The sequence below is a fragment of the Curtobacterium sp. NPDC098951 genome (assembly GCF_044759965.1).
In the GTDB taxonomy this organism is placed as follows: Bacteria; Actinomycetota; Actinomycetes; order Actinomycetales; family Microbacteriaceae; genus Curtobacterium.
In genome coordinates this window covers 626,298-650,400 of sequence record NZ_JBIWAG010000001.1, presented here as the reverse complement: position 1 = coordinate 650,400, position 24,103 = coordinate 626,298, and the positions used below count along the sequence as shown (strand labels likewise).

The following is a 24,103-nucleotide window of genomic DNA, read 5'->3' as shown; positions in this document are numbered from 1 at the left end:
ACCCCCCGTCCCCCACGGGGGGGGCGGGCGGCACGTGCCGCACCCTCTACGGGCGGGGCGGGGGGGGGCCGGGGGCCCCCGCGCCTCCCGTCTTTCAGTGGACCGCGTCTAGTACGTCGACGCGATGAGGTTCTCGGGGACGTCGCGAGCGGCGTCCTGATCCACGAAGAACACCGTGCGCTTGCGACCCTGCACGCCACCGACCGGGACCTCGTCGACCGAGGCACCCGCGAGCGCGAGCCCGAGGACCGAGGCCTTCTCGGCCCCGGACAGGATGACCCAGACCCGCTGCGACGCGTTGATCGCCGGGTAGGTGAGGGTCAGGCGCTGCGGCGGCGGCTTGGGGGAGTCGTCGACCGGCAGCACGACGCGGTCGGTGACGGTGAGCTGCGGGAACTCCGGGAAGAGCGAGGCGGTGTGGCCGTCGGGGCCGACGCCGAGGAGCGTGATGTCGAACCGGGGCGCGATCGCGTCGTCCGGCGCGGCGGCGTGCAGTTCCTGCTCGTAGCGCGTCGCCGCGTCCTCGATCGAGAGTCCCTCGTCGGAGGCGGCGATCGGGTGGATGTTCGACGCCGGGATGTCGACGTGGTCGAAGAAGTCCGTCTGCGTGCCGGTGATGTTGCGATCGGCGTCACCCGCCGGTACCCAGCGCTCGTCGACCCACCACACGTGCACCTTCGACCAGTCGACGCTCTCACGCGCCGGCGACTGGCCGATCGCAGCGAGGACGAGCGACGAGACGGAGCCACCGCTGATGGCGATGTCCGCGCGCTCCTGTTCGTCGAGCACGTCGATGATCTTCGTGATGAAGCGTGCGGCGACCGAAGCGCCGAGGGCCTGCTTGTCCGGGTGCACCAGCACCCGCCGTTCGTTGGTCACGTGACTCCCGTGTTCGTGGTGGTCGAACGGTCGTGCGACCACCTTCGGTCCGGCCGTCCGGTCCGGCCGCCGCTCGCGCTGGACGAGCGACGGCCGGACCGACCGGTCGTGTGGGGCTTGCTCAGCCGGCGATCGACTCGCGCAGCTGGGGGACCCCGTGCTTGACGACGTCTCCGAAGAGGACGTCCGGGTCGAGTCTACGGAGTTCCTCGGCCAGGCAGTCGCGCAGGTTGCGGCGCGGCAGCGACAGGTCGTGCGTCGGCTGTCCGGGCATCGAGAGCGTCGCGACGTCCACCAGGGACCGCTCGAGCTCGATGGCGCCGGACTCGCGGACGAGCTTGACGCCGTGGATGCCACTCGAGCCGGTCGCACGCGGCGAGGTGACGACGGCGACCGGCACCTCGAGCTGCAGCTGCAGCCACGCGGCGAGCATGATCGTCGACGGGCTGTCGTACGCACCCGAGACCTCGACGGCGGTGATCGGCTCGTACGGCGGCTGGTCGAGCGCCGCGGCGAGCTGGTTCCGCCACAGGGTCAGGCGGGTCCACGCGAAGTCCGTGTCACCCGGCACGTACGAGGCACCGAGGGCCTCGATCGCACCGTTCGGGTCCTTCTGCGCGGCCGCGTCGGTGATCCGTCGCTGGGCGATGCGGCCGAGGGCCGAGGCGGAGGGCTGCTCCGGTGCGGTCTGCGGCCACCACGCCACGACGGGCGCGTCCGGCAGCAGGAGCCCCGTGACGAGGCTCTCCTCGTCGGTCGCGGTCTCGCCGTAGGCGCGGAGGACGATGACCTCGCTCGCCCCGGCGTCGCTCCCGACCCGGATCTGCGCGTCGAGGCGACCCGGCGACTTGGTGTCACCGTCGTTCTTCGACACGATGATGACGCGCATCGGGTGCTCGCGCGACGCCTCGTTCGCGGCCTCGATCGCCTCTTCCTCGTGGCCGAGGGCCGTCGAGATGATGAGCGTCAGGACACGACCGAGGGCGACGGCGCCGCCCTCCTCGCGGATGTGGACGAGCTTCTTCTGGATCTTCGAGACCGTGGTGTTCGGCAGGTCGATCTTCATGGACGCCTCCAGGTCCGGCCGTCGCGGGCGAGCAGGGCGTCGGCGGACGCCGGACCCCACGTGCCGGGACGGTACTGCTCGGGCTGGCCCTGCGTGGCCCAGAACTCCTCGATCGGGTCGAGGATCTTCCACGACAGTTCCACCTCTTGGTGACGGGGGAACAGGGGCGGGTCGCCGAGGAGCACGTCGAGGATGAGTCGCTCGTACGCCTCGGGCGAGGCCTCGGTGAACGCGTGGCCGTACCCGAAGTCCATCGTCACGTCACGCACCTGGGTGCCGACGCCGGGGACCTTCGAGCCGAACCGGAGCGTGACGCCCTCGTCCGGCTGCACACGGATGACGAGCGCGTTCTGACCGAGCGGGGACTGCGAGTTGCCGTAGACGTCCTCGGGGACGCGCTTGAAGACGATCGCGATCTCGGTCACGCGGCGACCGAGCCGCTTGCCCGCACGGAGGTAGAACGGGACGCCCTGCCACCGCCGGGTCGCGATGTCGAGCTTGATCGCCGCGTACGTCTCGGTGCCGGACTCGGGGTCCATGCCCGCTTCCTCGAGGAAGCCGAGCACCTTCTCGCCGCCCTGCCAGCCGCCGGCGTACTGCCCGCGCGCGGTGGCGGTCGACAGGTCCTCGGGCAGGCGCACCGCCGAGAGCACCTTCTCCTTCTCGGCGCGGAGGTCCGCGGCCTTGAACGAGACCGGCTCCTCCATCGCGGTGAGCGCGAGGAGCTGCAGCAGGTGGTTCTGGATGACGTCGCGCGCCGCACCGATGCCGTCGTAGTACGCGGCACGCCCGGCGACGCCGATGTCCTCGGCCATCGTGATCTGCACGTGGTCGACGTAGTTCGAGTTCCAGATGGGTTCGTACATCTGGTTCGCGAACCGGAGCGTCAGGAGGTTCTGGACGGTCTCCTTGCCGAGGTAGTGGTCGATGCGGAACACGTCGTCCGGCGCGAAGACGCTCTCGACGATCGCGTTCAGCTCGCGGGCCGTGCGGAGGTCGGAGCCGAAGGGCTTCTCGACGACCACGCGGCTCCACGAGTCCTCGCGCTTCTCGGTCAGGCCGGACAGCTTGAGCTGCTCGGTGACCACGGGGAACATCTTCGGCGGGATGGACAGGTAGAACGCGTGGTTGCCGAGCGTCCCGCGCTCCGCGTCGAGCGTGTCGACGGTGCGCTTGAGCTCGCGGAACGCCTCGGGGTCGTCGAACGATCCCTGGACGAACCGGATGCCCTGTTCGAGCTGACGCCAGACGTCCTCGTCGAACGGGGTGCGCGAGTGCTCCTGGACCGCGTCGTGGACGAGCTGGGAGAAGTCTTGGTCCTCCCAGTCACGTCGAGCGAACCCGACGAGGGCGAACCCCGGGGGCAGGAGCCCTCGGTTCGCCAGGTCGTAGACCGCGGGCATCAGCTTCTTGCGGGACAGGTCGCCCGTCACGCCGAAGATGATGAGGGTGCTGGGTCCCGCGATCCGGTTCAGTCGACGATCCGTCGGCAGCCGGAGCGGGTTGTGCTCCGGGGTGATTGCCACCGGTGACATGAGTCGGTGAACTCCTTCGAGAGTCAGAGGGTGACGACGGCGGTCAGTGCTGCGGTGGCAGCGGCGACGTCCGTCGTCGTGAGGGTCAGGACCGGGCGGCCGTGCTGCGCGAGGACACTCGCGTCGCCGGCGGCCTGGGCCTGGATGAGCTGGCCGAACGTGAACGGACGGCCGGGGATGGCGAGGTCGTCGGGCTCGTCGGCCACGATCTGCAGGAACACACCGTTCGCCGGGCCGCCCTTGTGGTACTGGCCGGTCGAGTGCAGGAAGCGCGGTCCGTAGCCGAACGTGACCGGTCGGCCGGTCCGCGCCGCCAGGGCGTCGCGTAGCGACGCGAGGGCTGGGTTCGCGGTGCGGTCCACGTACGCCTGCACGGCCAGGTAGCCGGTCGGGCCGACGTGGTCCAGGAGGCGCGTCACGGCTTCGGCGAGCGTGGTCCCGACCGCCAGGCCCTCGGTCGCGTGGACGGCGGTGCCGTCCTCGGTGAACGCGGGCACGGTCGGGGCCGGACGGTCGTCCAGGAGCGCACGGGCGGCGGACTTGGCCGCTTCGACGTCGGGCTGGTCGAACGGGTCGATGCCGAGCAGTCGACCGGCGACGGCCACGGCGTACTCCCACACGAGGAACTGGCCGCCGAGCGTCCCGGTGATCTCCACCTCGCCGTCGGCGACGTGGCGCTCGTCCTCGCGGGACCCGACGAGTCGGATCACCTGCAGGTCGGGCAGACCGGCCGTCACCTCGGGGGAGTCGACGTCGAGCACGACGGGCAGCAGGCCGCGCCCGCTCTTGCCGGTCGACTCGGCGATCAGCTGCTCCACCCAGTCGCCGAAGCCGACGATGTGGGTGCCGTCCGCGACGATGCCGATCGTGGAGCGCAGCGGGGCGGTGCCACCGAGGACGGCGCCGAGCACGAGGCCCGGGTTCTCGTCGATGTCGACCGCGAGGAGCGCGGAGATCGCGTCGGCCTCGTCGAGGAGTTCCGCGATGTCGGCGCCCGCGAGGCCGGACGGCACGAGGCCGAACGCGGTCAGCGCGGAGTAGCGGCCGCCCACGTTCGGGTCGGCGGTGAACACGCGGTACCCGGCGTCGATGGCCGCGGCCTCGAGCGGAGAGCCCGGGTCGGTGACGACGACGATCCGCTTCGCCGGGTCGATGCCGGCGTCGCGGAAGGCCTGCTCGTAGACACGGCGCTGCGAGTCGGTCTCGAGCGTCGAACCCGACTTCGAGGAGACGACGAGCACGGTGCGGTCCAGCTGGTGCTCCACAGCGGCCCGGACCTGTGCCGGGTCGGTGGAGTCGAGGACCGTGAGCGGCACACCGGCGGTCCGGGTGATGACCTCCGGTGCGAGCGACGAGCCGCCCATGCCGGCGAGGACGACGTGGTCGACCCCCTCGGCACGGAGCGACTCGCGGAGGGCAGCGACCTCGGCGACGAGCGGGCGGGAGACCGAGACGGCCTCCACCCAGCCGAGGCGCTTCGACGCCTCGGCCTCGGCGTCCGGACCCCAGAGCTCGGGGTCCTGGGCCGTGATGCCCGACGCCACCAGGTCGGTGACGAGACGCGGGACCACCTGGTCGATGGCCCGCGCCGCGTCACCGCTGGCGGCGATGGAGACCGTCACTCCTTGGCGCCCTCGAGCGCGGTCTTGACGGTGTCGACGAGCTCGCCCCACGAGACGATGAACTTGTCGACGCCCTCACGCTCGAGCAGCGCCACGACGTCGTCGTAGCTGATGCCCTGGGCGGCGATCTGGTCGAGGACCTGCTGGGCCTCGTCGAACGAGCCGGCGATGGCGTCGCCGTGGATCTCGCCGTGGTCGAACGTGGCGTCGAGGGTCTTCCCCGGCATGGTGTTGACGGTGCTCGGCGCGGCGAGTTCGGTCACGTAGAGCGTGTCCGGCAGCGACGGGTCCTTGACACCGGTCGACGCCCACAGCGGGCGCTGGGTGTTCGCGCCGGCCTCGAGCAGGCCGAGGGCGCGCTCGGAGGCGAACGCCTCGGTCCAGACCTGGTACGCGAGCTGGGCGTTCGCGATGCCGGCCTTCGACTTGAGGGCCTTCGCCTCGTCCGTGCCGACGGCGTCGAGACGCTTGTCGATCTCGGAGTCGACGCGCGACACGAAGAAGGACGCGACCGAGTGGATCTTCGAGAGGTCGTGGCCGGCGGCCTTGGCCTTCTCGAGACCACCGAGGTAGGCGTCGATGACGGCGCGGTAGCGCTCGAGCGAGAAGATCAGGGTGACGTTGACCGAGATGCCGGCGGCGATGACCTCGGTGATGGCCTCGAGGCCCTCGACGGTCGCCGGGATCTTGATGAGCACGTTCTCGCGGCCGACCTTGTCGAACAGGAACTTGGCCTGCTCGATGGTCTTCTGGGTGTCGTGCGCGAGGCCGGGCTCGACCTCGATCGACACGCGGCCGTCGAAGCCCTTGGTCGAGTCGTAGATCGGCTTGAAGATGTCGGACGCGTTCGCGACGTCCTGCGTGGTGATCTCGAAGATCGCGTCGGTCAGCTCGGTGCCGGCGGCCGCGAGCTCCTTGACCTGCGCGTCGTAGCGCTCGCCCTTGGCGAGGGCCGAGGCGAAGATCGTCGGGTTGGTCGTGACGCCGACGACGTTCTTCTCGGCGATGAGGGACTCGAGCTTGCCGGTCTCCAGCAGTTCGCGGGACAGGTCGTCGAGCCAGATGCTCACGCCGACCGCGGAGAGGGCGGCGGTGGGGGTGTTCTCAGCCATGTGTTTCTCTTCTTCTTTCATCGACTGGCCGTCGTCGCGGTGGCGACGGGGGCCGTGGTGTCGGGGTCTCGGGGAACCGGCAGGCGCGGGGCGGGGCCGAGCCGCGCCTCCCGGAAGAAGGGCCGGATCCGGCGAACCGGACCCGGCCCTGTCGGGTCAGGAAGCCGCGAGGGATTCCTTCGCGGCGGCCACGACGTGCTCCGTCGTGAAGCCGAACTCCTTGAAGAGCGTCTGGTAGTCGGCCGAGGCACCGAAGTGCTCGATCGAGACGCTGCGGCCCTTGTCGCCGACGATGTCGCGCCAGCTCATCGCGATGCCGGCCTCGACCGACACGCGAGCGGTGACGTCCTTCGGCAGGACCTGGTCCTGGTAGTTCTCGGACTGTGCGCGGAACCACTCGAGCGACGGGGCGCTCACGACGCGGGCGTTGATGCCCTCGCCCTTGAGCTGCTCGCGCGCGTCGACGGCGATCTGGACCTCGGAGCCGGTCGCGATGAGGATCACGTCCGGGGTGCCGTTCGGCGCCTCGGCCAGGATGTACGCGCCCTTGGCGACGTTCTTCGCCGAGGCGAAGGTCTCACCCGAGGCCTCGCCCTCGCCACGCTCGAAGACGGGGAGGTTCTGACGGCTCAGCGCGATGCCGGCCGGGCGGTCCTTGTGCTTGAGCATCTCGAGCCAGGCGTAGGCGACCTCGTTGGCGTCGGCCGGGCGGACGACGTCCAGACCCGGGATCGCGCGGAGGGCGCTGAGCTGCTCGATCGGCTGGTGCGTCGGGCCGTCCTCGCCGAGGGCGACGGAGTCGTGCGTCCAGACGTAGATCGCCGGCGCCTGCATGAGCGCGGCGAGACGGACTGCCGGACGCATGTAGTCGCTGAAGATGAGGAACGTGCCGCCGAAGGGGCGGGTGTTCCCGTGCAGGACGATGCCGGACAGGATCGAGCCCATCGCGTGCTCGCGGATGCCGAAGTGCAGCACGCGGCCGTACGGGTCGGTGCTCCACGTCTTGGTCGACGCCTCGACCGGACCGAAGGACTTGGCGCCCTCGATCGTGGTCAGGTTCGACTCGGCGAGGTCGGCCGAACCGCCCCAGAACTCGGGCATGAGCGGCGCGATGGCGTTGATGACCTTGCCGGAGGCGGCGCGGGTCGAGACGGCCTTCTCGGTCGGGAAGACCGGGAGCGCCTCTTCGAGGCCCTCGGGGAGCTCGCCGGCGTTGATGCGGTCGAGGAGCGTCTTCTTCTCCGGGTTGGCCGCGGCCCACGCGTCGAAGGTCTGCTGCCACTCGGCGTGCTCGGCCTGGCCCTTGGCGACGGCGCCGCGGGTGTACTCGAGCACCTCGGGGTCGACGTGGAAGGTCTGCTCGGGGTCGAAGCCGAGCACCTCCTTGAGGCCCTTGAGCTCCTCGCCACCGAGGGCGGAGCCGTGGATCTTGCCGGAGTTCTGCTTGGTCGGCGACGGCCAGCCGATGATCGTCTTGAGGACGATGAGCGACGGCTTGGTCGTCTCGGCCTTGGCGGCTTCGACGGCGCGGTACAGCTCCTCGACGTCCTCGGAGTACTCGCCGGTCTTCTTCCAGTCGACGTGCTGGACGTGCCAGCCGAGGGCCTCGTAGCGGGCCGCGACGTCCTCGGAGAACGCGATGTCGGTGTCGTCCTCGATCGAGATCTGGTTCGAGTCGTAGAAGACGACCAGGCGACCGAGCTGCTGGCGGCCGGCGAGGCTGGCGGCCTCGTTCGTGACGCCTTCCTGCATGTCGCCGTCACCGGCGATCACGTAGGTGAAGTGGTCGAACGGCGACTGGCCGTCGGCGGTCTCCGGGTCGAACAGACCGCGCTCGAAGCGCTGCGCGTAGCCGAAGCCCACGGCGGACGCGAGGCCCTGGCCGAGCGGGCCGGTGGTGATCTCGACGCCGTCGGTGTGGCCGTACTCCGGGTGACCCGGGGTCTTCGAGCCCCACTTGCGCAGGTGCTGGAGGTCCTCGAGCTCGAGGCCGTAGCCGTGCAGGTAGAACTGCACGTACTGCAGGATCGAGGCGTGGCCCGCGGAGAGGATGAAGCGGTCGCGGCCGATCCAGGTGGAGTCGCTGGGGTCGCGACGCATCACCTTCTGGAAGAGGAGGTGGGCGACCGGCGCGAGGCTCATCGCGGTGCCGGGGTGACCGTTGCCGGCGGCCTCGACCGAGTCGGCGGCGAGTACGCGGGCCGTGTCGACGGCCTTCCTGTCGATGGCGTCCCAGGTGAATTCAGCCACTTGGATGTTGACCCTTCTTGATGCGACATGTGCGAGGGCTCGTGCCATCGCACGGACATGATCGCCATCCCGGGGCCTTCGTCAGGTCGCCGTCTCGCGGCGGCCGACCGGCTCTTCGCGGCCGACGTCATCGGGGCACGCACTGCGGGAGGGCGTCTCCAGCATAGTGACCATGCACTCAGAAGGGGTTCAGGTGACGCCGGTTGTTCACTCGTCGCCACGGGGACCCGCCGTCGGCCGGGCGTGTCGGTGAGCGACTTCGGTCCGGATGGCGGGGCGGGGCATCGTCGCAGCGCCTCGATCACGTAAACTGTCGGAGACCCGTGAGCATTCCGGGCCGACGCACGCCCCGACGACGACGGAGCCGTCCACCGAGCGTGCGAGCTGACGCGAACAGACTGAGGTTCCCTTGCCGACTGCCACCGTGACCCGGCCCGACACCGATCGACCCCGCTCGACGCTGTCCCGCAAGGTGCGCGCGTACGTCTCGCTGACGAAGCCGCGGGTCATGGAGCTGCTGCTCGTCACGACGGCACCGACGATGTTCCTCGCCGCGCGCGGGGTGCCGGACCTGTGGCTCGTGTTCTGGACGATGCTCGGTGGCGCCATGTCCGCCGGGTCCGCCTCGGCCTTCAACTGCTACATCGACCGTGACATCGACCGCCTCATGAAGCGGACGAGCACCCGCCCGCTCGTCACCGGTGAGCTCTCCGACCGCGAGGCCCTCGTGTTCTCGTGGGTGCTCGGCATCCTGTCGACGGCCGTCCTCGGCTTCCTGGTGAACTGGCTCGCCGCTGCGCTCAGCGTCATCGCGATCCTCATCTACGTGTTCCTCTACACGCTGTGGCTCAAGCGCCGCACGCCGCAGAACATCGTGTGGGGCGGCTCGGCCGGCTGCATGCCGGTGCTGATCGGCTGGGCGGGCGTCACCGGGTCGCTGACCTGGGCGCCGGTCATCCTCTTCATGGTGATCTTCCTCTGGACGCCGCCGCACTACTGGCCGCTGTCGATGAAGTACCGCGACGACTACGACGCCGCCGACGTGCCGATGCTCGCCGTGGTCCGCGGGCGCACCGTCGTCGGACTGCAGGTCGTCCTGTACGCGTGGGCGACGCTCGTCTGCTCGCTGCTGCTCGTCCCCGTCGCACACATGGGACCGCTCTACACGGTCGTCGCGTTGGCCGGTGGCATCTGGTTCGTCGTCGAGTCACACCGGCTGTACTCGCGGGCGATCCAGCACGTCGAGCACGTGCAGCCGATGCGGGTCTTCCACAGCTCGATCACGTACCTGACGCTGCTCTTCATCGCGGTGGGCATCGACCCGCTGCTCCCGCAGGTCTTCACCTTCTAGCCCGGGGCGGGGCCGGGGGCGGGCGGGGGCCGGTCGCGCAGGCTCGGTCGCGCTGGCGCCGCTGCGGGTGCGCGGGTGCGCGAGCCGAGGTGTCGTCGTGCGGCCGACGTGGAGCGACAAGGTCGCTGTCGTACGACGTCGACGTTGTCGCTCGTTGCGTGCGCGGGCCGTGGTGTCGTCGTGCGGCCGACGTGGAGCGACGAGACCGCTGTCGTACGACATCGACGTTGTCGCTTCTTGCGCGCGCGCGGTGGTGTCGTCGTGCGGCCGACGTGGAGCGACGAGACCGCTGTCGTGCGACGTCGACGTTGTCGCTCGTTGCGCGCGCGCGGTGGTGTCGTCGTGCAGCCGACGTGGAGCGACAAGGCCGCTGTCGTACGACGTCGACGTTGTCGCTTCTTGCGTGCGCGCGCGGTGGTGTCGTCGTGCGGCCGACGTGGAGCGACGAGGTCGCTGTCGTACGACGTCGACGATGTCGCCCCGACTCGACCCCGGCCGAGTCCGGCCCGGCAGGGCGCACGCCGCGACGTGCGGTGGTCGACGCGACCCACCGACGGCCTGGAGGCGCGGTGTGGGCCCGCACCGCGCCTCCAGGCCGTCACGGGGTGACGCCCACCGCACCGTGCTGTCCTGATCGGATGCGTGCGCAACGAACCACACCCCAGGAGTCGATCGAGTCGTGGGGTGTCGTCGACCGCTTGCGGTGCGCTGCGCGTCAGCCCGCGACCGGCTCGCGGACGGCCTGGCGACCGGCGGTGCCGCGCGTCGAGAGCGTGACGACGGTCACCGCGCCGACCAGCAGCCCCGCGAGGACCATGTGCGTCCCGACCAGGCCGACCGGCAGGCCCGTGCGCGCCTGGGTGAGCCCCACGGCGATCTGGACGAACTCGACGACGAGGAGCAGCAGCGCCCACTTGCTCGACAGGCGCAGGCGGACCGCACCGACGACGAGCACGAGCGTGAGCGCGAACAGGACGTAGGCGGGCACCGCGTGCAGGTGCTCCATCACGGCCGGGTCGAAGCCCGTGCGGTGCAGCCGGCCGCCGTCGACGGCCTCGTCCGCTCCGGCGTGCGGGCCGCTGCCGGTGGTGAGGATGCCGACGAGCACCGTGACGACGACGGCCGCGATCGTGCCGCGGACGACGCCCGTGTACCAGCCGGGGACGAGTCGCTCGCCGGTGCGCGGGCCCCGCATCGCGCGGTAGACCAGTGCGGCGGTGACGGAGGTGAGCGCGGCCGAGACCACGAAGTGCAGTCCGACGACGAAGGGGTTGAGGTTCGTCCAGACGCTCATGCCGCCGATCACGGCCTGCACCGGGATCGCTGCGCCCTGGGCGAACGCGAGCCAGAACAGCTCGGGGCGGGTGCGACGCATCCGGACGACGAGCAGGAACATCGCGATCGCGACGATGACGAGCACGAAGGTCAGCAGTCGGTTGCCGAACTCGATGACGCCGTGCACGCCCATCTCGGGCGTCGAGACGAGCGAGTCCGCCGTGCACTTGGGCCAGGTCGGGCAGCCGAGGCCGGACGCGGTGAGGCGCACGAGACCGCCGGTGCCGATCAGGATCACCTCGACGACGAACGACGCCCAGGCGAGGACGACGACGCGCTGGTCGACGACACGGGGGAGCGACCACCACCGCGCATCGCGGACGTCCTGGTCGGCGGGGGATGCGACGCGAGTCACGAGCGTGGTGCCTTCCTGTTGTTCCGTGCAGTGAACCTGTAGGATTCGAGGGTTCAGCAGCAGTCAAGTCTAGGCAAGCGCCGGCTCCGAAAGGTCCGAGATCGCCGCTCACGTCCAGGACTGCGTGGAACCATCGACGTTGCGAGGGAGCAACACCGTGGCCGCCTGTCGGCGGTCTGCGGTGGAATGGCGTCCAGACGCCACGGGTTGACACCCAGAACGCTGCCGCGAGAAGGAAACGAGGAGACCATGTCCGACGTGCTCATCGACCGTCCCGAGCTCGAAGGGCTCGGCCAATACGAGTTCGGCTGGTCCGACTCCGACTCGGCCGGCGCCTCCGCGCGCCGCGGCATCTCCGAGGAGGTCGTGACCGACATCTCGAACCTCAAGGGCGAGCCCGAGTGGATGCTCAAGAACCGCCTCAAGGGCCTGCAGCTGTTCGGTCGCAAGCCGATGCCGACGTGGGGTGCCGACCTGACCGGCATCGACTTCGACAACATCAAGTACTTCGTGCGCTCCACCGAGAAGCAGGCGCAGTCGTGGGAGGACCTCCCCGAGGACATCCGCGCCACCTACGAGAAGCTCGGCATCCCCGAGGCCGAGCGCCAGCGCCTCGTCGCCGGCGTCGCCGCGCAGTACGAGTCCGAGGTCGTCTACCACCAGATCCGTGAAGACCTCGAGCAGCAGGGTGTCATCTTCATGGACACCGACACCGCGCTCCGCGAGCACCCCGAGATCTTCGAGGAGTACTTCGGCACCGTGATCCCGGCCGGCGACAACAAGTTCGCCGCGCTGAACACGGCCGTGTGGTCGGGCGGCTCGTTCGTCTACGTCCCGAAGGGCGTGCACGTCGAGATCCCGCTGCAGGCGTACTTCCGCATCAACACCGAGAACATGGGGCAGTTCGAGCGGACGCTGATCATCGCGGACGAGGACTCCTACGTCCACTACATCGAGGGCTGCACGGCGCCGATCTACAAGTCGGACTCCCTGCACTCGGCCGTCGTCGAGATCATCGTGAAGAAGAACGCCCGCGTGCGCTACACGACGATCCAGAACTGGTCGAACAACGTCTACAACCTCGTGACCAAGCGTGCGATCGCGCACGAGGGCGCCACGATGGAGTGGATCGACGGCAACATCGGCTCCAAGGTGACGATGAAGTACCCGTCGATCTACCTCGCGGGCGAGCACGCCAAGGGCGAGACCCTGTCGGTGGCCTTCGCCGGTCCCGGTCAGCACCAGGACGCCGGCGCGAAGATGATCCACATGGCGCCGTACACGACGTCCTCGATCGTGTCGAAGTCGATCGCCCGCGGCGGCGGTCGTGCCGGGTACCGCGGCGAGGTCCGTGTCGACCCGAACGCGCACCACGCGGCGAACACCGTCCGGTGCGACGCGCTGCTCGTCGACACGATCAGCCGGTCGGACACCTACCCGGCGATCGACATCCGCGTCGACGACGTCCAGCTCGGCCACGAGGCCACCGTCTCCCGCGTGAGCGAGGAGCAGCTGTTCTACCTCATGTCCCGCGGCATGCCCGAGGACGAGGCGATGGCGATGATCGTCCGCGGCTTCATCGAGCCGATCGCCCGCGAGCTCCCGATGGAGTACGCACTCGAACTCAACAAGCTCATCGAGATGAGCATGGAAGGATCCGTCGGCTAGATGTCCAGCACCACCCCTCCCCACATCGACCAGCCGATCGAGCCGTCCGCGGCTGCTCAAGCACCTGCTCAGCACGGCGCCGGCGCGCACACCGACGGCGGCTGGGACGCCCCGGACGCCAAGGTCCCCGTCCAGACCCGTTCGGAGCGCCCGCAGTCCGGCGACATCGACGCGTTCCCGACCGTCACCGGGCGTGAGGTGAACTGGAAGTTCGCACCCCTCGCGAAGCTCCAGCCGCTGCTCGACGGCGGGCTCGACGGCTCCGCGTACCCGTTCCTCGCCCGCCAGTCCGACGGTGCCGACGTCGAGTGGGTCCGCAGCGACGACCCGCGCGTCGGCACGGCCGGCCTGCCCGAGGACCGCGCCGCGGCCGCAGCCTGGACCGCGCGCGACGCCGTGCTCGCCGTCACGGTCACGGCGACCGAGGCGCACGAGTTCCTCACGATCACCCGCTCGGACTTCGGCACGCAGCCCCGCGCGGCGCACACGGTCATCACGGCCGAGGCGCACGCACAGGGCATCGTCGTGCTCGACAACCGCGGTTCGGCACTCCTCAGCGAGAACGTCGAGATCGTCGCCCGCGACGGCGCGCGCCTGACCGTCGTCACCCTGCAGGACTGGGACGACGACGCCGTGCACGTGTCGACCCACTTCGCCGAGGTCGGCCGTGACGCCTTCCTCAAGCACGTCGTGGTGTCGCTCGGCGGCGCGGTCGTCCGCGTGAACCCGTCGACGCACCTCGGGGCGCAGGGCGCCGACACCGAGATGTACGGCGTGTACTTCGCCGACGCCGGCCAGTACATCGAGCAGCAGGTCTACGTGAACCACGACGCGCCGAACACGCGCGGTCGGGTCAACTACAAGGGCGCGCTGCAGGGCCAGGGCGCCCACACGGTGTGGATCGGCGACGTGCTCATCGGCCGTGCCGGTGACGGCACGGACTCGTACGAGCAGAACCGCAACCTCGTCCTCACCGACGGAACGCGCGCGGACAGCATCCCGAACCTCGAGATCGAGACGGGCAACATCGAGGGTGCCGGCCACGCGAGTGCGACCGGCCGCTTCGACGACGAGCAGCTGTTCTACCTGCAGTCCCGCGGGATCCCCGAGGAAGAGGCGCGTCGTCTCGTCGTGCTCGGCTTCCTCGTCGAGGTCATCCAGAAGATCGGCGCGCCCGAGCTCGAGGAACGCCTCATCGCCGCAGTCGAGCAGGAGCTCGCCGAGGGCCGCTCGGTCATCGCCGACGCGGCACCGGAGGCGTCCGCCTGATGTCGACGAAGGTCTGCTCCGAGGCGGACATCCAGGTGGACAGCCCGATGCGTGCCGTGGTCGACGGCACCGCGGTCGCCATCGTGAAGGACTCCGCCGGCACCGTGCACGCGATCGGCGACACCTGCACGCACGGGGACATCTCCCTGGCCGAGGGGTTCGTCGAGGGCGACACGCTCGAGTGCTGGGCCCACGGGTCCCGGTTCTCGCTGGCCACCGGCAAGCCGCAGAACTTCCCCGCCTACGAGCCCGTCCCGGTCTTCCGGGTCGAGGTCCGCGACGGCGAAGTCTACGTCGACGTGCACGACCCCGTCCCGGTCGACTGAGCCCCTCCCGTCCCGGCCGACCCCGGCCCCACACACGTCCCGCGGCTGACGCCGCGCACCAGCTGCAACCGAAGGAACGCAATGTCCACTCTCGAAATCCGTGACCTCCAGGTCTCGATCGACACCGATCAGGGCACCAAGGAGATCCTGAAGGGCGTCGACCTCACCATCAACGAGGGCGAGATCCACGCGATCATGGGGCCGAACGGCTCCGGCAAGTCCACCCTCGCCTACACGATCGCCGGCCACCCGCGGTACAACGTCGTCGGCGGCTCCATCACGCTCGACGGCGAGGACGTCCTCGCGATGAGCGTCGACGAGCGTGCCCGCGCCGGCATGTTCCTCGCGATGCAGTACCCGGTCGAGATCCCGGGCGTCACGGTGTCGAACTTCCTCCGCACCGCGAAGACCGCGATCGACGGCGAGGCCCCCGCGCTCCGCAGCTGGGTCAAGGACCTCCGCCAGTCGATGGCCGACCTCAAGATGGACTCGGCCTTCGCCGAGCGCAACGTCAACGAGGGCTTCTCCGGTGGCGAGAAGAAGCGCCACGAGATCATGCAGCTCGAGCTCCTCAAGCCGAAGTTCGCCGTCCTCGACGAGACCGACTCCGGGCTCGACGTCGATGCGCTGAAGATCGTGTCCGAGGGCGTCAACCGCGCCAAGGCCGCGACCGGCCTCGGTGTGCTCCTCATCACGCACTACACGCGGATCCTCCGCTACATCAAGCCGGACTTCGTACACGTGTTCGTCGCGGGCAAGGTCGCCGAGCAGGGTGGCCCGGAGCTCGCCGAGCGCCTCGAGAACGAGGGCTACGACCGCTACGTGCAGGCCGCGGCCGCCGAGGCGCAGGCCTGATGATCACCGCACTCGCACCGGAGAAGTTCGACGAGGTCGTCGAGGGCCTGAAGGAGGTCCAGGACCCGGAGCTCGGCGTGAACATCGTCGACCTCGGGCTCATCTACGACCTCGCCTGGGACGACGAGGCGACCGCGCTCGTCATCAGCATGACGCTGACGAGTGCGGGCTGCCCGCTGACGGACGTCATCGAGGGCGACACGGCGAACGCGCTGGACGGCATCGTCGACGCGTTCCGGATCAACTGGGTCTGGATGCCGCCGTGGGGTCCGGAGCGGATCACCGACGACGGGCGCGAGATGATGCGCGCGCTCGGGTTCTCGATCTAGTCGCGACCCCCTGACGGACGGGAGGCGCGGTGCCGGCTGGCACCGCGCCTCCCGTCCGTCTGTGGCCGGGTCCCGGGCGCGCCCCGAGCGGGCGAAGTACGTCACGCTCGGCGTAGTGAAGCGGCCGGTTCCGCCCGCTCGGCGGGCGACGCGCGGCGTGTCCTGCCCGCTCGGCGGGCGGCGGACGGCGTGGCCCGCCGGTCCGAGCGGGCGGCCGACGGCGTGTCCTGCCCGCTCGCACGCGCCCCGCGGACGTCGAAGGGCCCCACACCGGACGGTGCGGGGCCCTTCGAGCAGCGGATTCAGCGGCGGCCGACCAGCTTCCACGCGAGCGGCAGGACACCGGCGGCGATGAGGGCCTTGGCGATGCCGCCGACGATGAACGGGTACAGGCCGGCGGCGAGCACCGACTGCAGGTCGTTCGGCGCGCCGAGCTGACCCAGGACGACCGCGAGCCAGGGCAGGCCCGTCACGAAGGGGATCGCGCTCGCGAGGGTGAAGGCGACCGCAGCACGGCCGACCTTGCGGTCCCACTGGTGCTCGGCGAGGCGTCCGACGACGGCCGCGGCGATGACGAAGCCGATGACGTAGCCGAAGCTCGGCGTCGCGAGGGCCGCGAGACCGCCCGTGTGCTCGGCGAAGATCGGTGCGCCGGCGAGTCCCGCCACCGCGTACAGCAGCAGCGAGAGGAAGCCGCGGCGCGCGCCGAGGGTCGCCCCGACGAGCACGACGGCCAGGGTCTGGCCCGTGATCGGCACCGGCCACATGGGCACCTGGAGCTGCGCCATGCCGGCGGTGAACAGGGCGCCTCCGGCGATCAGGGCGACATCGGTGGCCAGGCCGTGGGTGCGCAGACGGTCGGCGAGGACTGCGCGGCGAGCGAACCCGGTGGCGTTCGTCATGGATTCTCCTAGAATGGACTGCTGGTCCCGTTCGGGACCATCGGTCCCGTCAGCGTAGCGGTGCACCTCCCGCACACACCGTTGTGCACATCCACCAACTGATTGGACGTCTGCTGTGCTTGCCGTGCACGACCTCGAGATCCGCGTCGGGGCTCGCCTCCTGATGGAGAACGTGTCCTTCCGCGTCGAGAAGGGGGACAAGATCGGCCTCGTCGGCCGGAACGGCGCGGGGAAGACCACCATGACCAAGGCCCTGGCGGGGGAGACCCAGCCCACCGGGGGCAAGATCGACCGCTCCGGCGAGATCGGCTACCTGCCGCAAGACCCCCGCTCCGGCAACCCGGAGGACACCGCCCGCAAGCGCATCCTCGACGCCCGCGGGCTCGGCGAGCTCGTCGAGGGCATCCGCCAGGCCACGCTCGACATGGCCAGCACGGACACCGCCGTCGCCGAGAAGGCGATGCGTCGGTACAGCCGGCTCGACGACCAGTTCAACGCGCTCGGTGGCTACGCGGCCGAGGCCGAGGCGGCCTCCATCGCCTCGAACCTGAAGCTGCCAGACCGCATCCTCGACCAGCAGCTCAAGACGCTGTCGGGCGGTCAGCGTCGCCGCATCGAATTGGCCCGGATCCTGTTCTCGGACGCCGAGACGATGATCCTCGACGAGCCGACGAACCACCTCGACGCCGACTCGATCATCTGGCTGCGCGAGCACCTGAAGACCTACCCCGGCGGCGTCATCGTCATCTCCCACGACGTCGAGCTCGTCGACGAGGTCGTCAACCGCGTCTTCTACCTCGATGCCAACCGCCAGTCGATCGACGTCTACAACATGGGGTGGAAGCTGTACCAGCGCCAGCGTGCCGCCGACGAGGAACGCCGCCGCAAGGAGCGCGCGAACGCCGAGAAGAAGGCCGCGACCCTCAAGGACCAGGCCGCCCGCTTCGGCGCGAAAGCCACGAAGGCCGCCGCGGCGCACCAGATGGTCGCGCGTGCCGAGAAGCTCCTCGCCGGACTCGAGGACGAGCGCGCCGTCGACCGCGTCGCGAAGCTGCGGTTCCCCACGCCGACCCCGTGCGGCCGCACCCCGCTCATGGCCGAGGGGCTGTCGAAGTCCTACGGCTCGCTCGAGATCTTCGCGGGCGTGGACCTGGCGATCGACCGGGGCTCGCGCGTCGTCATCCTCGGCTTCAACGGTGCCGGCAAGACGACGCTGCTGCGGATCCTCGCGGGCGCCGACCAGCCCGACACCGGCGAGATCCTCCCCGGGCACGGTCTCCGGATCGGCTACTACGCCCAGGAGCACGAGAACATCGACGTCAACCGCACCGTCATCGAGAACATGGTGTCGGCGTCGAACGACCTCAACGAGACCGAGGCGCGGCGGGTGCTCGGCTCGTTCCTGTTCACCGGCGACGACGGCTACAAGAAGGCCGGCGTCCTCTCCGGCGGCGAGAAGACGCGGTTGTCCCTCGCGATGATCGTCGTCTCGGGCGCGAACGTGCTGCTGCTCGACGAGCCGACGAACAACCTCGACCCGGCATCCCGCGAGGAGATCCTCGGCGCCCTCGCCGGCTACGAGGGTGCCGTGGTGCTCGTGTCGCACGACGCCGGCGCGGTCGAGGCGCTCAACCCGGAGCGCGTCCTGCTGCTGCCGGACGGCACCGAGGACCACTGGAACAAGGACTACGCGGAGCTCATCGAGCTCGCGTAGGGGGCGCGCGCGGTGCGGGCGCGGGTGGTGCGGGCGCGGTGCGCGCGCGGTGCGGGCGCTCGCGCGAGCACGGTGCGGCGTTTGCCACCTGGTGCGGCGTCGACCGCTCGGTGCGAGGTTGTAGCGCGGCACGGAGCGCGGAAGCTCGCACGGGGTGACGGAGCGCGCACGGTGCGGTCTGGAGGCGCGGGACGGGCTGGCGCCGCGCCTCCCGTCCGCATGGTGCGGCGCTTCTCGCGAGCTGCGGCAGCCCTCGCACGGTGCGGGTTCCGCCGTGTGGTGCGGCGGTGGCCGCTGGGTGCGCGCTCTCAGCGCGGCACGGTGCGGGGAAGCGCGCACGGGGTGACGGAGCGCGTACGGTGCGGGCAAGCGCGCACGGGGTGACGGACCGCGCACTGTGCGGCCCGGAGGCGCGGGGTGGGCTTGGACCGCGCCTCCCGTCCGCCGGATGTGGCGCTGCCTGCGCGCTGCGGCAGTCGGCGCACGGTGCGGGATTCGCCGTCTGGTGCGACGCTGATCGGTGGGTGCGCGCTTTCAGCGCGGCACGCAGCGCGGAAGCTCGCACGGGGTGACGGAGCGCGCACGGTGCGGTCTGGAGGCGCGGGGCGGGCTGGCGTCGCGCCTCCCGTCCGCATGGTGCGGCGCTTCTTGCGAGCTGCGGCAGTCCTCGCACGGTGCGGGTTCCGCCGTGTGGTGCGGCGGTGGCCGCTGGGTGCGCGCTTTCAGCGCGGCACGGTGCGGGGAAGCGCGCACGGGGTGACGGAGCGCGTACGGTGCGGTCTGGAGGCGCGGGGCGTGCTGGCACCGTGCCTCCGGGCCGCCGGGTGCGGCGCTTCTCGCGCGCTGCGGCAGCCCTCGCACGGTGCGGGTTCCGCCGTGTGGTGCGGCGGTGGCCGCTGGGTGCGCGCTTTCAGCGCGGCACGGTGCGGGCAAGCTCGCACGGGGGGACGGACCGCGCACGGTGCGCCGACGCCGCCGACCCCGGCGAGCAGCCGAGACGCGGCGCGCAACGCGCACCGCCCGCCGGGGCGTCAGCGGCCGGCGTTGAGCAGCTCGTCCTCGATCTGGGCGTCCGACTTCGGCTTCGCGTCCTTGCGGCGCTGCCGCTCGAGGGCGCGCTCGCGCTCCTCGGGGTCGTCCTGGTTGAGGTTCCGGAACTCCTGCACCATCAGGTAGGCGAGGAACCCGAACCCTCCCGCGGCGAACATGAACCACTGGATGAAGTAGCTGAGGTGCAGGCCGGTGTCGGCGGTCGGGCGCTCCCAGCCGAGCGGACGCGCCTCGCTCGGGGCGGGGGACTCGGAGGCGAGCTGCCCGTACGCGCCCGTGTAGATCGGCGTGTCGACCTTCTTGTCGACGTCCGACAGCGTCACCGACTGCACCTGGTCGGTGTGCGCCGGATCGGTGCGGCCGGGGATGCGCGGCTCGCTCTGCTGCAGGCGGACGATCGCGGTCACCTCGCCGGACGGGGGAGCGGGGACGTGGTCGGGGGCGTCCTGCGCGTTGCCGGTGGGCACCCAGCCGCGGTCGACGATGAAGGCCCGGCCGTCGGCGGTGACCAGGGGCGTGAGGACCTCGAAGCCGGGCTGCCCGTTGTGCACGCGGTTCCGGACGAGGAGCTGGTCGGCGGTGTCGTAGCGGCCGGTCACGCTGACCCGGAGCCAGGTCTTCGCGTCGTCCCAGCTGGACGCCGTCGGGAGGGCTTCGTCGAGGGGCACCGGGGTGTGCTCGTAGTTCTGCGCGACCTGCTCGTTCTGGCGCACGGCCTCGTTCCGGCGGTCCCACTGCCACATGCCGAACAGTGTGCACACGATCGCGAACGCCACGGCGATGGCGAAGTAGCCGAGCCATCGTCTGCTGCGGACGAACCGCCAGCCGACGAACGGTTCGTCGGGGTCACGTTCGGCGACGGCGCTCCCGCTGCCGCGTTCGGGCGAGGCTGCCGCGGCGCGCTCGAGCTTCTGCGCGTGCCGTCGGCCGTACCGGGAAGTCGGGTCGAACTGCTGGCTCACCGACGGTCACCGGCTGCGCGTGCACCGACGTCGTTCTTCGGGGCGTCGGCCGGATCGCGTTCGTCGTCGAGTCGGTCCACGTCCTCGTGCATGCCCGTGACCCGGACCGGGAAGGAACGGGACCGCAGGTAGTCGGCGAGGAAGTCCCGGTGCTCGTCACACGCCGCCCAGATCTTCACGCGGTCGATGGCGTGGATCCGGGGGTTGCGCCAGTTCACGCGCCAGGCGGCGGTGGACACGCAGCCGGCGCGCGAGCACACCGGGGTCGAGCCGGGTTCGGTGACGAGGTCGAACGTCGCCCCCATCAGCGCCGTCCCCAGACACGGGAACGGTCGCCGCTCCGCTGCCACTCGGCCTGCGCGTCCTGCGCCTGCTCGCGCAGTCGGTCCTGCTCGGCGCGGTACGCCTCGGCCCGGGCGTCCTCCTGCTGTTCGCGGAGTCGGGGGTCCACGGCGTCGTACAGCTGGATCGCACCAGCCGGCGTCACGATGTCGCTCTCGGCGCGGCTGCCGGCGTTCGCGATGATGACGGCGACCCACGGGATCACACCGGCGAGCACGATCGGGATGACCGCGAGCCACGTGTGCCAGATCGACCAGACGACGACCGCTCCGATGAAGAAGACCACGCGGAGGGCCATCTGCCAGACGTACCGGGACAGGCGATGTGCACGGTCCTGCTCCGGAGAGTCCGGGAGGGTGGTGATGCTGTGCGTCGTCTTCATCCGATGTTCTTTCCTCTGCCCGAGAGCAAGCCTAACTCCGTGGGGGCCGAACCGGTTCCGCCGCGCGCGGACACGGTGCGCGTATCGGCTCCGGTACGCTCTTCCGGGCGTGTCCGACCCGGTCCGGGTCCGGCGCGCCGTGCACCCACACCGAACGGAGCGACCATGAGCACCCCCCGTACCGTCCTCGTCACCGGCGGCAACCGCGGCATCGGCCACGCCCTCGCCGAGCGCTTCGTCGCAGCCGGCCACCGTGTCGCCGTCACCTCCCGGAGCGGGCAGGGCGGACCCGAGGGGGCACTCACGGTCCAGGCGGACATCACGGACACCGCCAGCGTCGACGCCGCCTTCTCGCAGGTCGAGGCCGAGCTCGGTCCGATCGAGGTCCTCGTCGCCAACGCCGGCATCACGAACGACCAGCTGCTGCTCCGCATGTCGGAGGAGGACTTCACGAGCGTGATCGACACGAACCTCACGGGCACGTTCCGGGTGGTCAAGCGCGCCACGAAGGGCATGATGAAGGCCAAGTTCGGCCGCATCGTGCTCATGTCCAGCGTGGTCGGCGCCTACGGCCAGGTCGGGCAGGTCAACTACGCGTCCTCGAAGGCCGCCCTCGTCGGCATGGCCCGGTCGATCACGCGTGAGCTCGGCTCCCGCGGCATCACGGCGAACGTCGTCGCTCCCGGGTTCATCCAGACCGACATGACCGCGGCGCTGCCGGACGAGCTCGTCGCGGAGTTCAAGAAGCAGATCCCGGCGTCGCGGTACGGCACGGTGGACGACGTCGCGGACGCCACGCTGTTCCTCGCGGGCGACGGTGCCGGCTACATCTCGGGCGCGGTCATCCCCGTCGACGGCGGCCTCGGGATGGGCCACTAGGCACCAGTCGGCCGATCCACCGGTCGGCCGACCCACCGGTCGGCCGAACCCCGGTCAGCCGACCCCCGGCCAGCCGACCCCCGGTCGGCCGACCCCGGTCGGGCGACCGCCGAGCACCCAGCTCCGCCGGTCAGGCGCGCGGCACCTGGCCGGCACGCAGCATCGCCCGCTCCAGGAGCTCGAGGTCGATCCCCACGTGCCGCCGTGCGAGCTGCCCGGCGGTGACGGGGTCCCCGCCGCAGACCGCGTCGACGATCGCCTCGTGCTCGTGGAGCGCCCGGTCCTCCATCGCGGCCATCCCGTCGGCGACACCCCAGAGGTGCGCGGGCGCCGCGATCGACACCTGGCCCTCGAGGTCGGCGAGCACCGCCGCGAGCACGTCGTTGCCCGCCGCGTCGATGATCGTCCGGTGCAGCACCGCATCGGCCTGCTGCTTGGCGAGCCCGGACGCCGCGGCCCGGAAGTCCTCGAGGCGCTCCCGGACCCGTGCCGCGTGTTCGGTGTCGATCCGTTCGGCGGCCGCGGTCGCGAGGGCGCCGTGCAGCAGGGCGATCGCGTCCGCGGTGGCGCGGATGGCGTCCCACCGTGCCAGGAGGGTGCGTCCGACCGCGTCGGAGGAGGAGTCCGGCCACTGGGTCCTGACGAAGGTCCCGCCACCGCGCCCGCGCCGGGTCTCCAGCAGCCCGCGGTCGACGAGTCGAGCCAGCGCGGCGCGCACCGTGACGCGCCCGACCCCGAGCAGGATCGCGAGCTCGCGCTCGGGCGGGAGCCGCGACGCCGGGAGGTACTCGCCGACCGCGACGGCCGTGACCAGCCGGTCCTCGACCTCGTCGACCCGGCTCTCGGTCGTCCGTTCTGCCACCGGGTTCCCCTCGTTCGTTTCGTCCACGTTAAAGGACCAGAAAAGGTCTTGCACGGGACCTTTGCGCGGTCCATGCTGTGCGACATGTCCCGCATCACCGAAGGCACGATGCCGTTCCAGGACGGGCACACCTGGTACCGCGTCACCGAACCCGATCACCCCACGCCGGGTGCGCTGCCCCTCGTCGTCCTGCACGGCGGCCCGGGCATGGCACACGACTACCTCCGGAACCTCGCCGCCCTCGCGGACGAGACCGGGCGCACGATCGTGCACCACGACCAGTTCGGCTGCGGTCGGAGCACCCACCGCCCGGACGCACCGGTCTCCACCTGGGTACCGCAGCTCTTCGTCGACGAGTACTCCGCCCTCGTCGAGCACCTCGGACTCGGTGCCCACCACCTGCTCGGGCAGTCGTGGGGCGGGATGCTCGGCGCCGAGATCGCGGTCCGGCGCCCGGCGCACCTGCGGAGCCTCGCGATCTGCAACTCGCCGGCGTCGATGCAGCTCTGGGTGGAGGGCGCCGCCGAACTCCGCGCCCAGCTCCCCGCAGACGTGCAGGACGCGCTGACGCGCCACGAGGCCGACGGCTCCGTGGACGACCCGGAGTACCTCGCCGCCACGCAGGTCTTCTACCAGCGCCACGTCTGCCGCACCGTGCCGATGCCGCAGGACTTCGTCGACTCCGAGGCCCAGATGGAGGCCGAGCCGACCGTCTACCACACCATGAACGGTCCGAACGAGTTCCACGTGATCGGCACCATGCGCGACTGGACGATCATCGATCGGCTCGACGCCGTGACCGTCCCCACGCTCGTGGTCGCCGGCGAGCACGACGAGGCGACCCCGGCCACCTGGCAGCCCTTCGTCGAGCGCATCGCCGACGTCGAGCAGCACGTCTTCCCGGGGGCGAGCCACTGCTCGCACCTGGAGCAGCCCGAGGAGTTCCGTCGCGTGGTCGCGGCGTTCCTCGCCGGGCACGACGACCCCGTCGACTGAGCGTGTGGCCGGCCCCACCGGGCCGGCCACAGGGACCAGCCGGCGGTCCGCCGGACGGGAGG

At 70.8% G+C, this 24,103-nt stretch carries 21 protein-coding genes; 9 read left to right on the top strand and 12 right to left on the bottom strand.

Annotated features, from left to right (window positions below; all coding sequences use genetic code 11):
• Window positions 1-108 precede the first annotated feature (108 nt).
• The 6 genes from pgl to tkt form a co-directional block, all read right to left on the bottom strand.
• Window positions 109-879, bottom strand: a complete 771-nt coding sequence (pgl, locus tag ACIQUC_RS03080) for a 6-phosphogluconolactonase (RefSeq protein ID WP_402263095.1) — start codon at window positions 877-879, stop codon at window positions 109-111.
• Between the two features lie 121 nt (window positions 880-1,000).
• Window positions 1,001-1,945 carry a glucose-6-phosphate dehydrogenase assembly protein OpcA gene (locus tag ACIQUC_RS03075; RefSeq protein ID WP_402263092.1) on the bottom strand — a complete coding sequence of 315 codons (945 nt, stop codon included), beginning with the start codon at window positions 1,943-1,945 and terminating at the stop codon, window positions 1,001-1,003.
• Window positions 1,942-3,480: a glucose-6-phosphate dehydrogenase gene (zwf, locus tag ACIQUC_RS03070; RefSeq protein ID WP_071296305.1), complete on the bottom strand. Its 1,539-nt coding sequence runs from the start codon at window positions 3,478-3,480 to the stop codon at window positions 1,942-1,944. The genes ACIQUC_RS03075 and zwf overlap by 4 nt, the downstream gene beginning before the upstream one ends.
• Window positions 3,481-3,503: 23 nt before the next feature.
• A complete protein-coding gene (locus ACIQUC_RS03065) occupies window positions 3,504-5,102 on the bottom strand; it encodes a glucose-6-phosphate isomerase (protein WP_402263090.1) in 1,599 nt (532 codons plus the stop codon).
• Entirely contained in the window at window positions 5,099-6,214 is a 1,116-nt protein-coding gene (tal, locus tag ACIQUC_RS03060; protein ID WP_402263087.1) for a transaldolase, read from the bottom strand. Before tal ends, ACIQUC_RS03065 begins: the two co-directional genes overlap by 4 nt.
• Before the next feature lie 156 nt (window positions 6,215-6,370).
• Window positions 6,371-8,464, bottom strand: coding sequence for a transketolase (tkt, locus tag ACIQUC_RS03055; RefSeq protein WP_402263084.1), 2,094 nt, complete (start codon window positions 8,462-8,464; stop codon window positions 6,371-6,373).
• A gap of 424 nt (window positions 8,465-8,888) precedes the next feature.
• On the opposite strand from tkt, the gene ACIQUC_RS03050 reads away from it, so the two are divergent.
• Window positions 8,889-9,815, top strand: coding sequence for a heme o synthase (locus tag ACIQUC_RS03050; RefSeq protein ID WP_402263814.1), 927 nt, complete (start codon window positions 8,889-8,891; stop codon window positions 9,813-9,815).
• A 715-nt stretch (window positions 9,816-10,530) separates the two neighbouring features.
• Here ACIQUC_RS03050 and ACIQUC_RS03045 read toward each other — a convergent pair.
• Entirely contained in the window at window positions 10,531-11,505 is a 975-nt protein-coding gene (locus tag ACIQUC_RS03045; protein WP_402263081.1) for a heme A synthase, read from the bottom strand.
• Between the two features lie 249 nt (window positions 11,506-11,754).
• On the opposite strand from ACIQUC_RS03045, the gene sufB reads away from it, so the two are divergent.
• The 5 genes from sufB (at window position 11,755) to ACIQUC_RS03020 (ending at window position 15,952) form a co-directional block, all read left to right on the top strand.
• Entirely contained in the window at window positions 11,755-13,173 is a 1,419-nt protein-coding gene (gene sufB, locus ACIQUC_RS03040) for a Fe-S cluster assembly protein SufB (protein WP_402263078.1), read from the top strand.
• Window positions 13,174-14,442 (top strand): Fe-S cluster assembly protein SufD, encoded by a 1,269-nt coding sequence (gene sufD, locus ACIQUC_RS03035; RefSeq protein WP_402263075.1) that lies wholly within the window; start codon window positions 13,174-13,176, stop codon window positions 14,440-14,442.
• Window positions 14,442-14,768, top strand: coding sequence for a non-heme iron oxygenase ferredoxin subunit (locus ACIQUC_RS03030; RefSeq protein WP_402263072.1), 327 nt, complete (start codon window positions 14,442-14,444; stop codon window positions 14,766-14,768). Before sufD ends, ACIQUC_RS03030 begins: the two co-directional genes overlap by 1 nt.
• Before the next feature lie 81 nt (window positions 14,769-14,849).
• Window positions 14,850-15,623, top strand: a complete 774-nt coding sequence (gene sufC, locus ACIQUC_RS03025; protein ID WP_402263069.1) for a Fe-S cluster assembly ATPase SufC — start codon at window positions 14,850-14,852, stop codon at window positions 15,621-15,623.
• Window positions 15,623-15,952 (top strand): metal-sulfur cluster assembly factor, encoded by a 330-nt coding sequence (locus ACIQUC_RS03020; RefSeq protein ID WP_022906025.1) that lies wholly within the window; start codon window positions 15,623-15,625, stop codon window positions 15,950-15,952. Before sufC ends, ACIQUC_RS03020 begins: the two co-directional genes overlap by 1 nt.
• 302 nt (window positions 15,953-16,254) lie before the next feature.
• Here the strand turns inward: ACIQUC_RS03020 and ACIQUC_RS03015 are convergent, their stop codons facing one another.
• Window positions 16,255-16,854: a biotin transporter BioY gene (locus ACIQUC_RS03015; RefSeq protein ID WP_402263066.1), complete on the bottom strand. Its 600-nt coding sequence runs from the start codon at window positions 16,852-16,854 to the stop codon at window positions 16,255-16,257.
• Between the two features lie 115 nt (window positions 16,855-16,969).
• Between ACIQUC_RS03015 and ACIQUC_RS03010 the strand changes: the two genes are divergently transcribed.
• The gene (locus ACIQUC_RS03010) at window positions 16,970-18,568 is read left to right on the top strand and encodes an ABC-F family ATP-binding cassette domain-containing protein (protein WP_031261586.1); all 1,599 of its coding nucleotides are present in this window, start codon (window positions 16,970-16,972) and stop codon (window positions 18,566-18,568) included.
• A 1,031-nt stretch (window positions 18,569-19,599) separates the two neighbouring features.
• On the opposite strand, the gene ACIQUC_RS03005 is transcribed toward ACIQUC_RS03010, so the two are convergent.
• Genes ACIQUC_RS03005 through ACIQUC_RS02995 form a run of 3 tightly spaced genes read right to left on the bottom strand, consistent with a single transcriptional unit; the run spans window position 19,600 to window position 21,304 of the window.
• Complete coding sequence (locus tag ACIQUC_RS03005; RefSeq protein WP_402263063.1) at window positions 19,600-20,580, bottom strand: SURF1 family protein; 981 nt, start codon at window positions 20,578-20,580, stop codon at window positions 19,600-19,602.
• A complete protein-coding gene (locus tag ACIQUC_RS03000; RefSeq protein ID WP_022905875.1) occupies window positions 20,577-20,885 on the bottom strand; it encodes a hypothetical protein in 309 nt (102 codons plus the stop codon). The genes ACIQUC_RS03005 and ACIQUC_RS03000 overlap by 4 nt, the downstream gene beginning before the upstream one ends.
• Window positions 20,885-21,304, bottom strand: coding sequence for a DUF3099 domain-containing protein (locus ACIQUC_RS02995; protein ID WP_022905876.1), 420 nt, complete (start codon window positions 21,302-21,304; stop codon window positions 20,885-20,887). The genes ACIQUC_RS03000 and ACIQUC_RS02995 overlap by 1 nt, the downstream gene beginning before the upstream one ends.
• A 165-nt stretch (window positions 21,305-21,469) precedes the next feature.
• On the opposite strand from ACIQUC_RS02995, the gene fabG reads away from it, so the two are divergent.
• Window positions 21,470-22,183: a 3-oxoacyl-ACP reductase FabG gene (gene fabG / locus ACIQUC_RS02990; RefSeq protein ID WP_022905877.1), complete on the top strand. Its 714-nt coding sequence runs from the start codon at window positions 21,470-21,472 to the stop codon at window positions 22,181-22,183.
• A gap of 130 nt (window positions 22,184-22,313) precedes the next feature.
• Here the strand turns inward: fabG and ACIQUC_RS02985 are convergent, their stop codons facing one another.
• Window positions 22,314-23,045 carry a FadR/GntR family transcriptional regulator gene (locus tag ACIQUC_RS02985; RefSeq protein WP_402263058.1) on the bottom strand — a complete coding sequence of 244 codons (732 nt, stop codon included), beginning with the start codon at window positions 23,043-23,045 and terminating at the stop codon, window positions 22,314-22,316.
• A gap of 84 nt (window positions 23,046-23,129) precedes the next feature.
• Here ACIQUC_RS02985 and ACIQUC_RS02980 point away from each other — a divergent pair, with 84 nt between their 5' ends.
• A complete protein-coding gene (locus tag ACIQUC_RS02980) occupies window positions 23,130-24,041 on the top strand; it encodes a proline iminopeptidase-family hydrolase (protein WP_402263055.1) in 912 nt (303 codons plus the stop codon).
• Window positions 24,042-24,103: the final 62 nt, after the last annotated feature.

Coding starts and splice junctions, on each gene's coding strand:
- sufC (WP_402263069.1), top strand. CDS start 14,850: ATGTCCACTCTCGAAATCCGTGACCTCCAGGTCTCGATCGACACCGAT.
- zwf (WP_071296305.1), bottom strand. CDS start 3,480: ATGTCACCGGTGGCAATCACCCCGGAGCACAACCCGCTCCGGCTGCCG.
- sufB (WP_402263078.1), top strand. CDS start 11,755: ATGTCCGACGTGCTCATCGACCGTCCCGAGCTCGAAGGGCTCGGCCAA.
- ACIQUC_RS03000 (WP_022905875.1), bottom strand. CDS start 20,885: ATGGGGGCGACGTTCGACCTCGTCACCGAACCCGGCTCGACCCCGGTG.
- tal (WP_402263087.1), bottom strand. CDS start 6,214: ATGGCTGAGAACACCCCCACCGCCGCCCTCTCCGCGGTCGGCGTGAGC.
- ACIQUC_RS02995 (WP_022905876.1), bottom strand. CDS start 21,304: ATGAAGACGACGCACAGCATCACCACCCTCCCGGACTCTCCGGAGCAG.
- ACIQUC_RS03020 (WP_022906025.1), top strand. CDS start 15,623: ATGATCACCGCACTCGCACCGGAGAAGTTCGACGAGGTCGTCGAGGGC.
- fabG (WP_022905877.1), top strand. CDS start 21,470: ATGAGCACCCCCCGTACCGTCCTCGTCACCGGCGGCAACCGCGGCATC.
- ACIQUC_RS03030 (WP_402263072.1), top strand. CDS start 14,442: ATGTCGACGAAGGTCTGCTCCGAGGCGGACATCCAGGTGGACAGCCCG.
- ACIQUC_RS03075 (WP_402263092.1), bottom strand. CDS start 1,945: ATGAAGATCGACCTGCCGAACACCACGGTCTCGAAGATCCAGAAGAAG.
- ACIQUC_RS02980 (WP_402263055.1), top strand. CDS start 23,130: ATGTCCCGCATCACCGAAGGCACGATGCCGTTCCAGGACGGGCACACC.
- ACIQUC_RS03015 (WP_402263066.1), bottom strand. CDS start 16,854: ATGACGAACGCCACCGGGTTCGCTCGCCGCGCAGTCCTCGCCGACCGT.
- sufD (WP_402263075.1), top strand. CDS start 13,174: ATGTCCAGCACCACCCCTCCCCACATCGACCAGCCGATCGAGCCGTCC.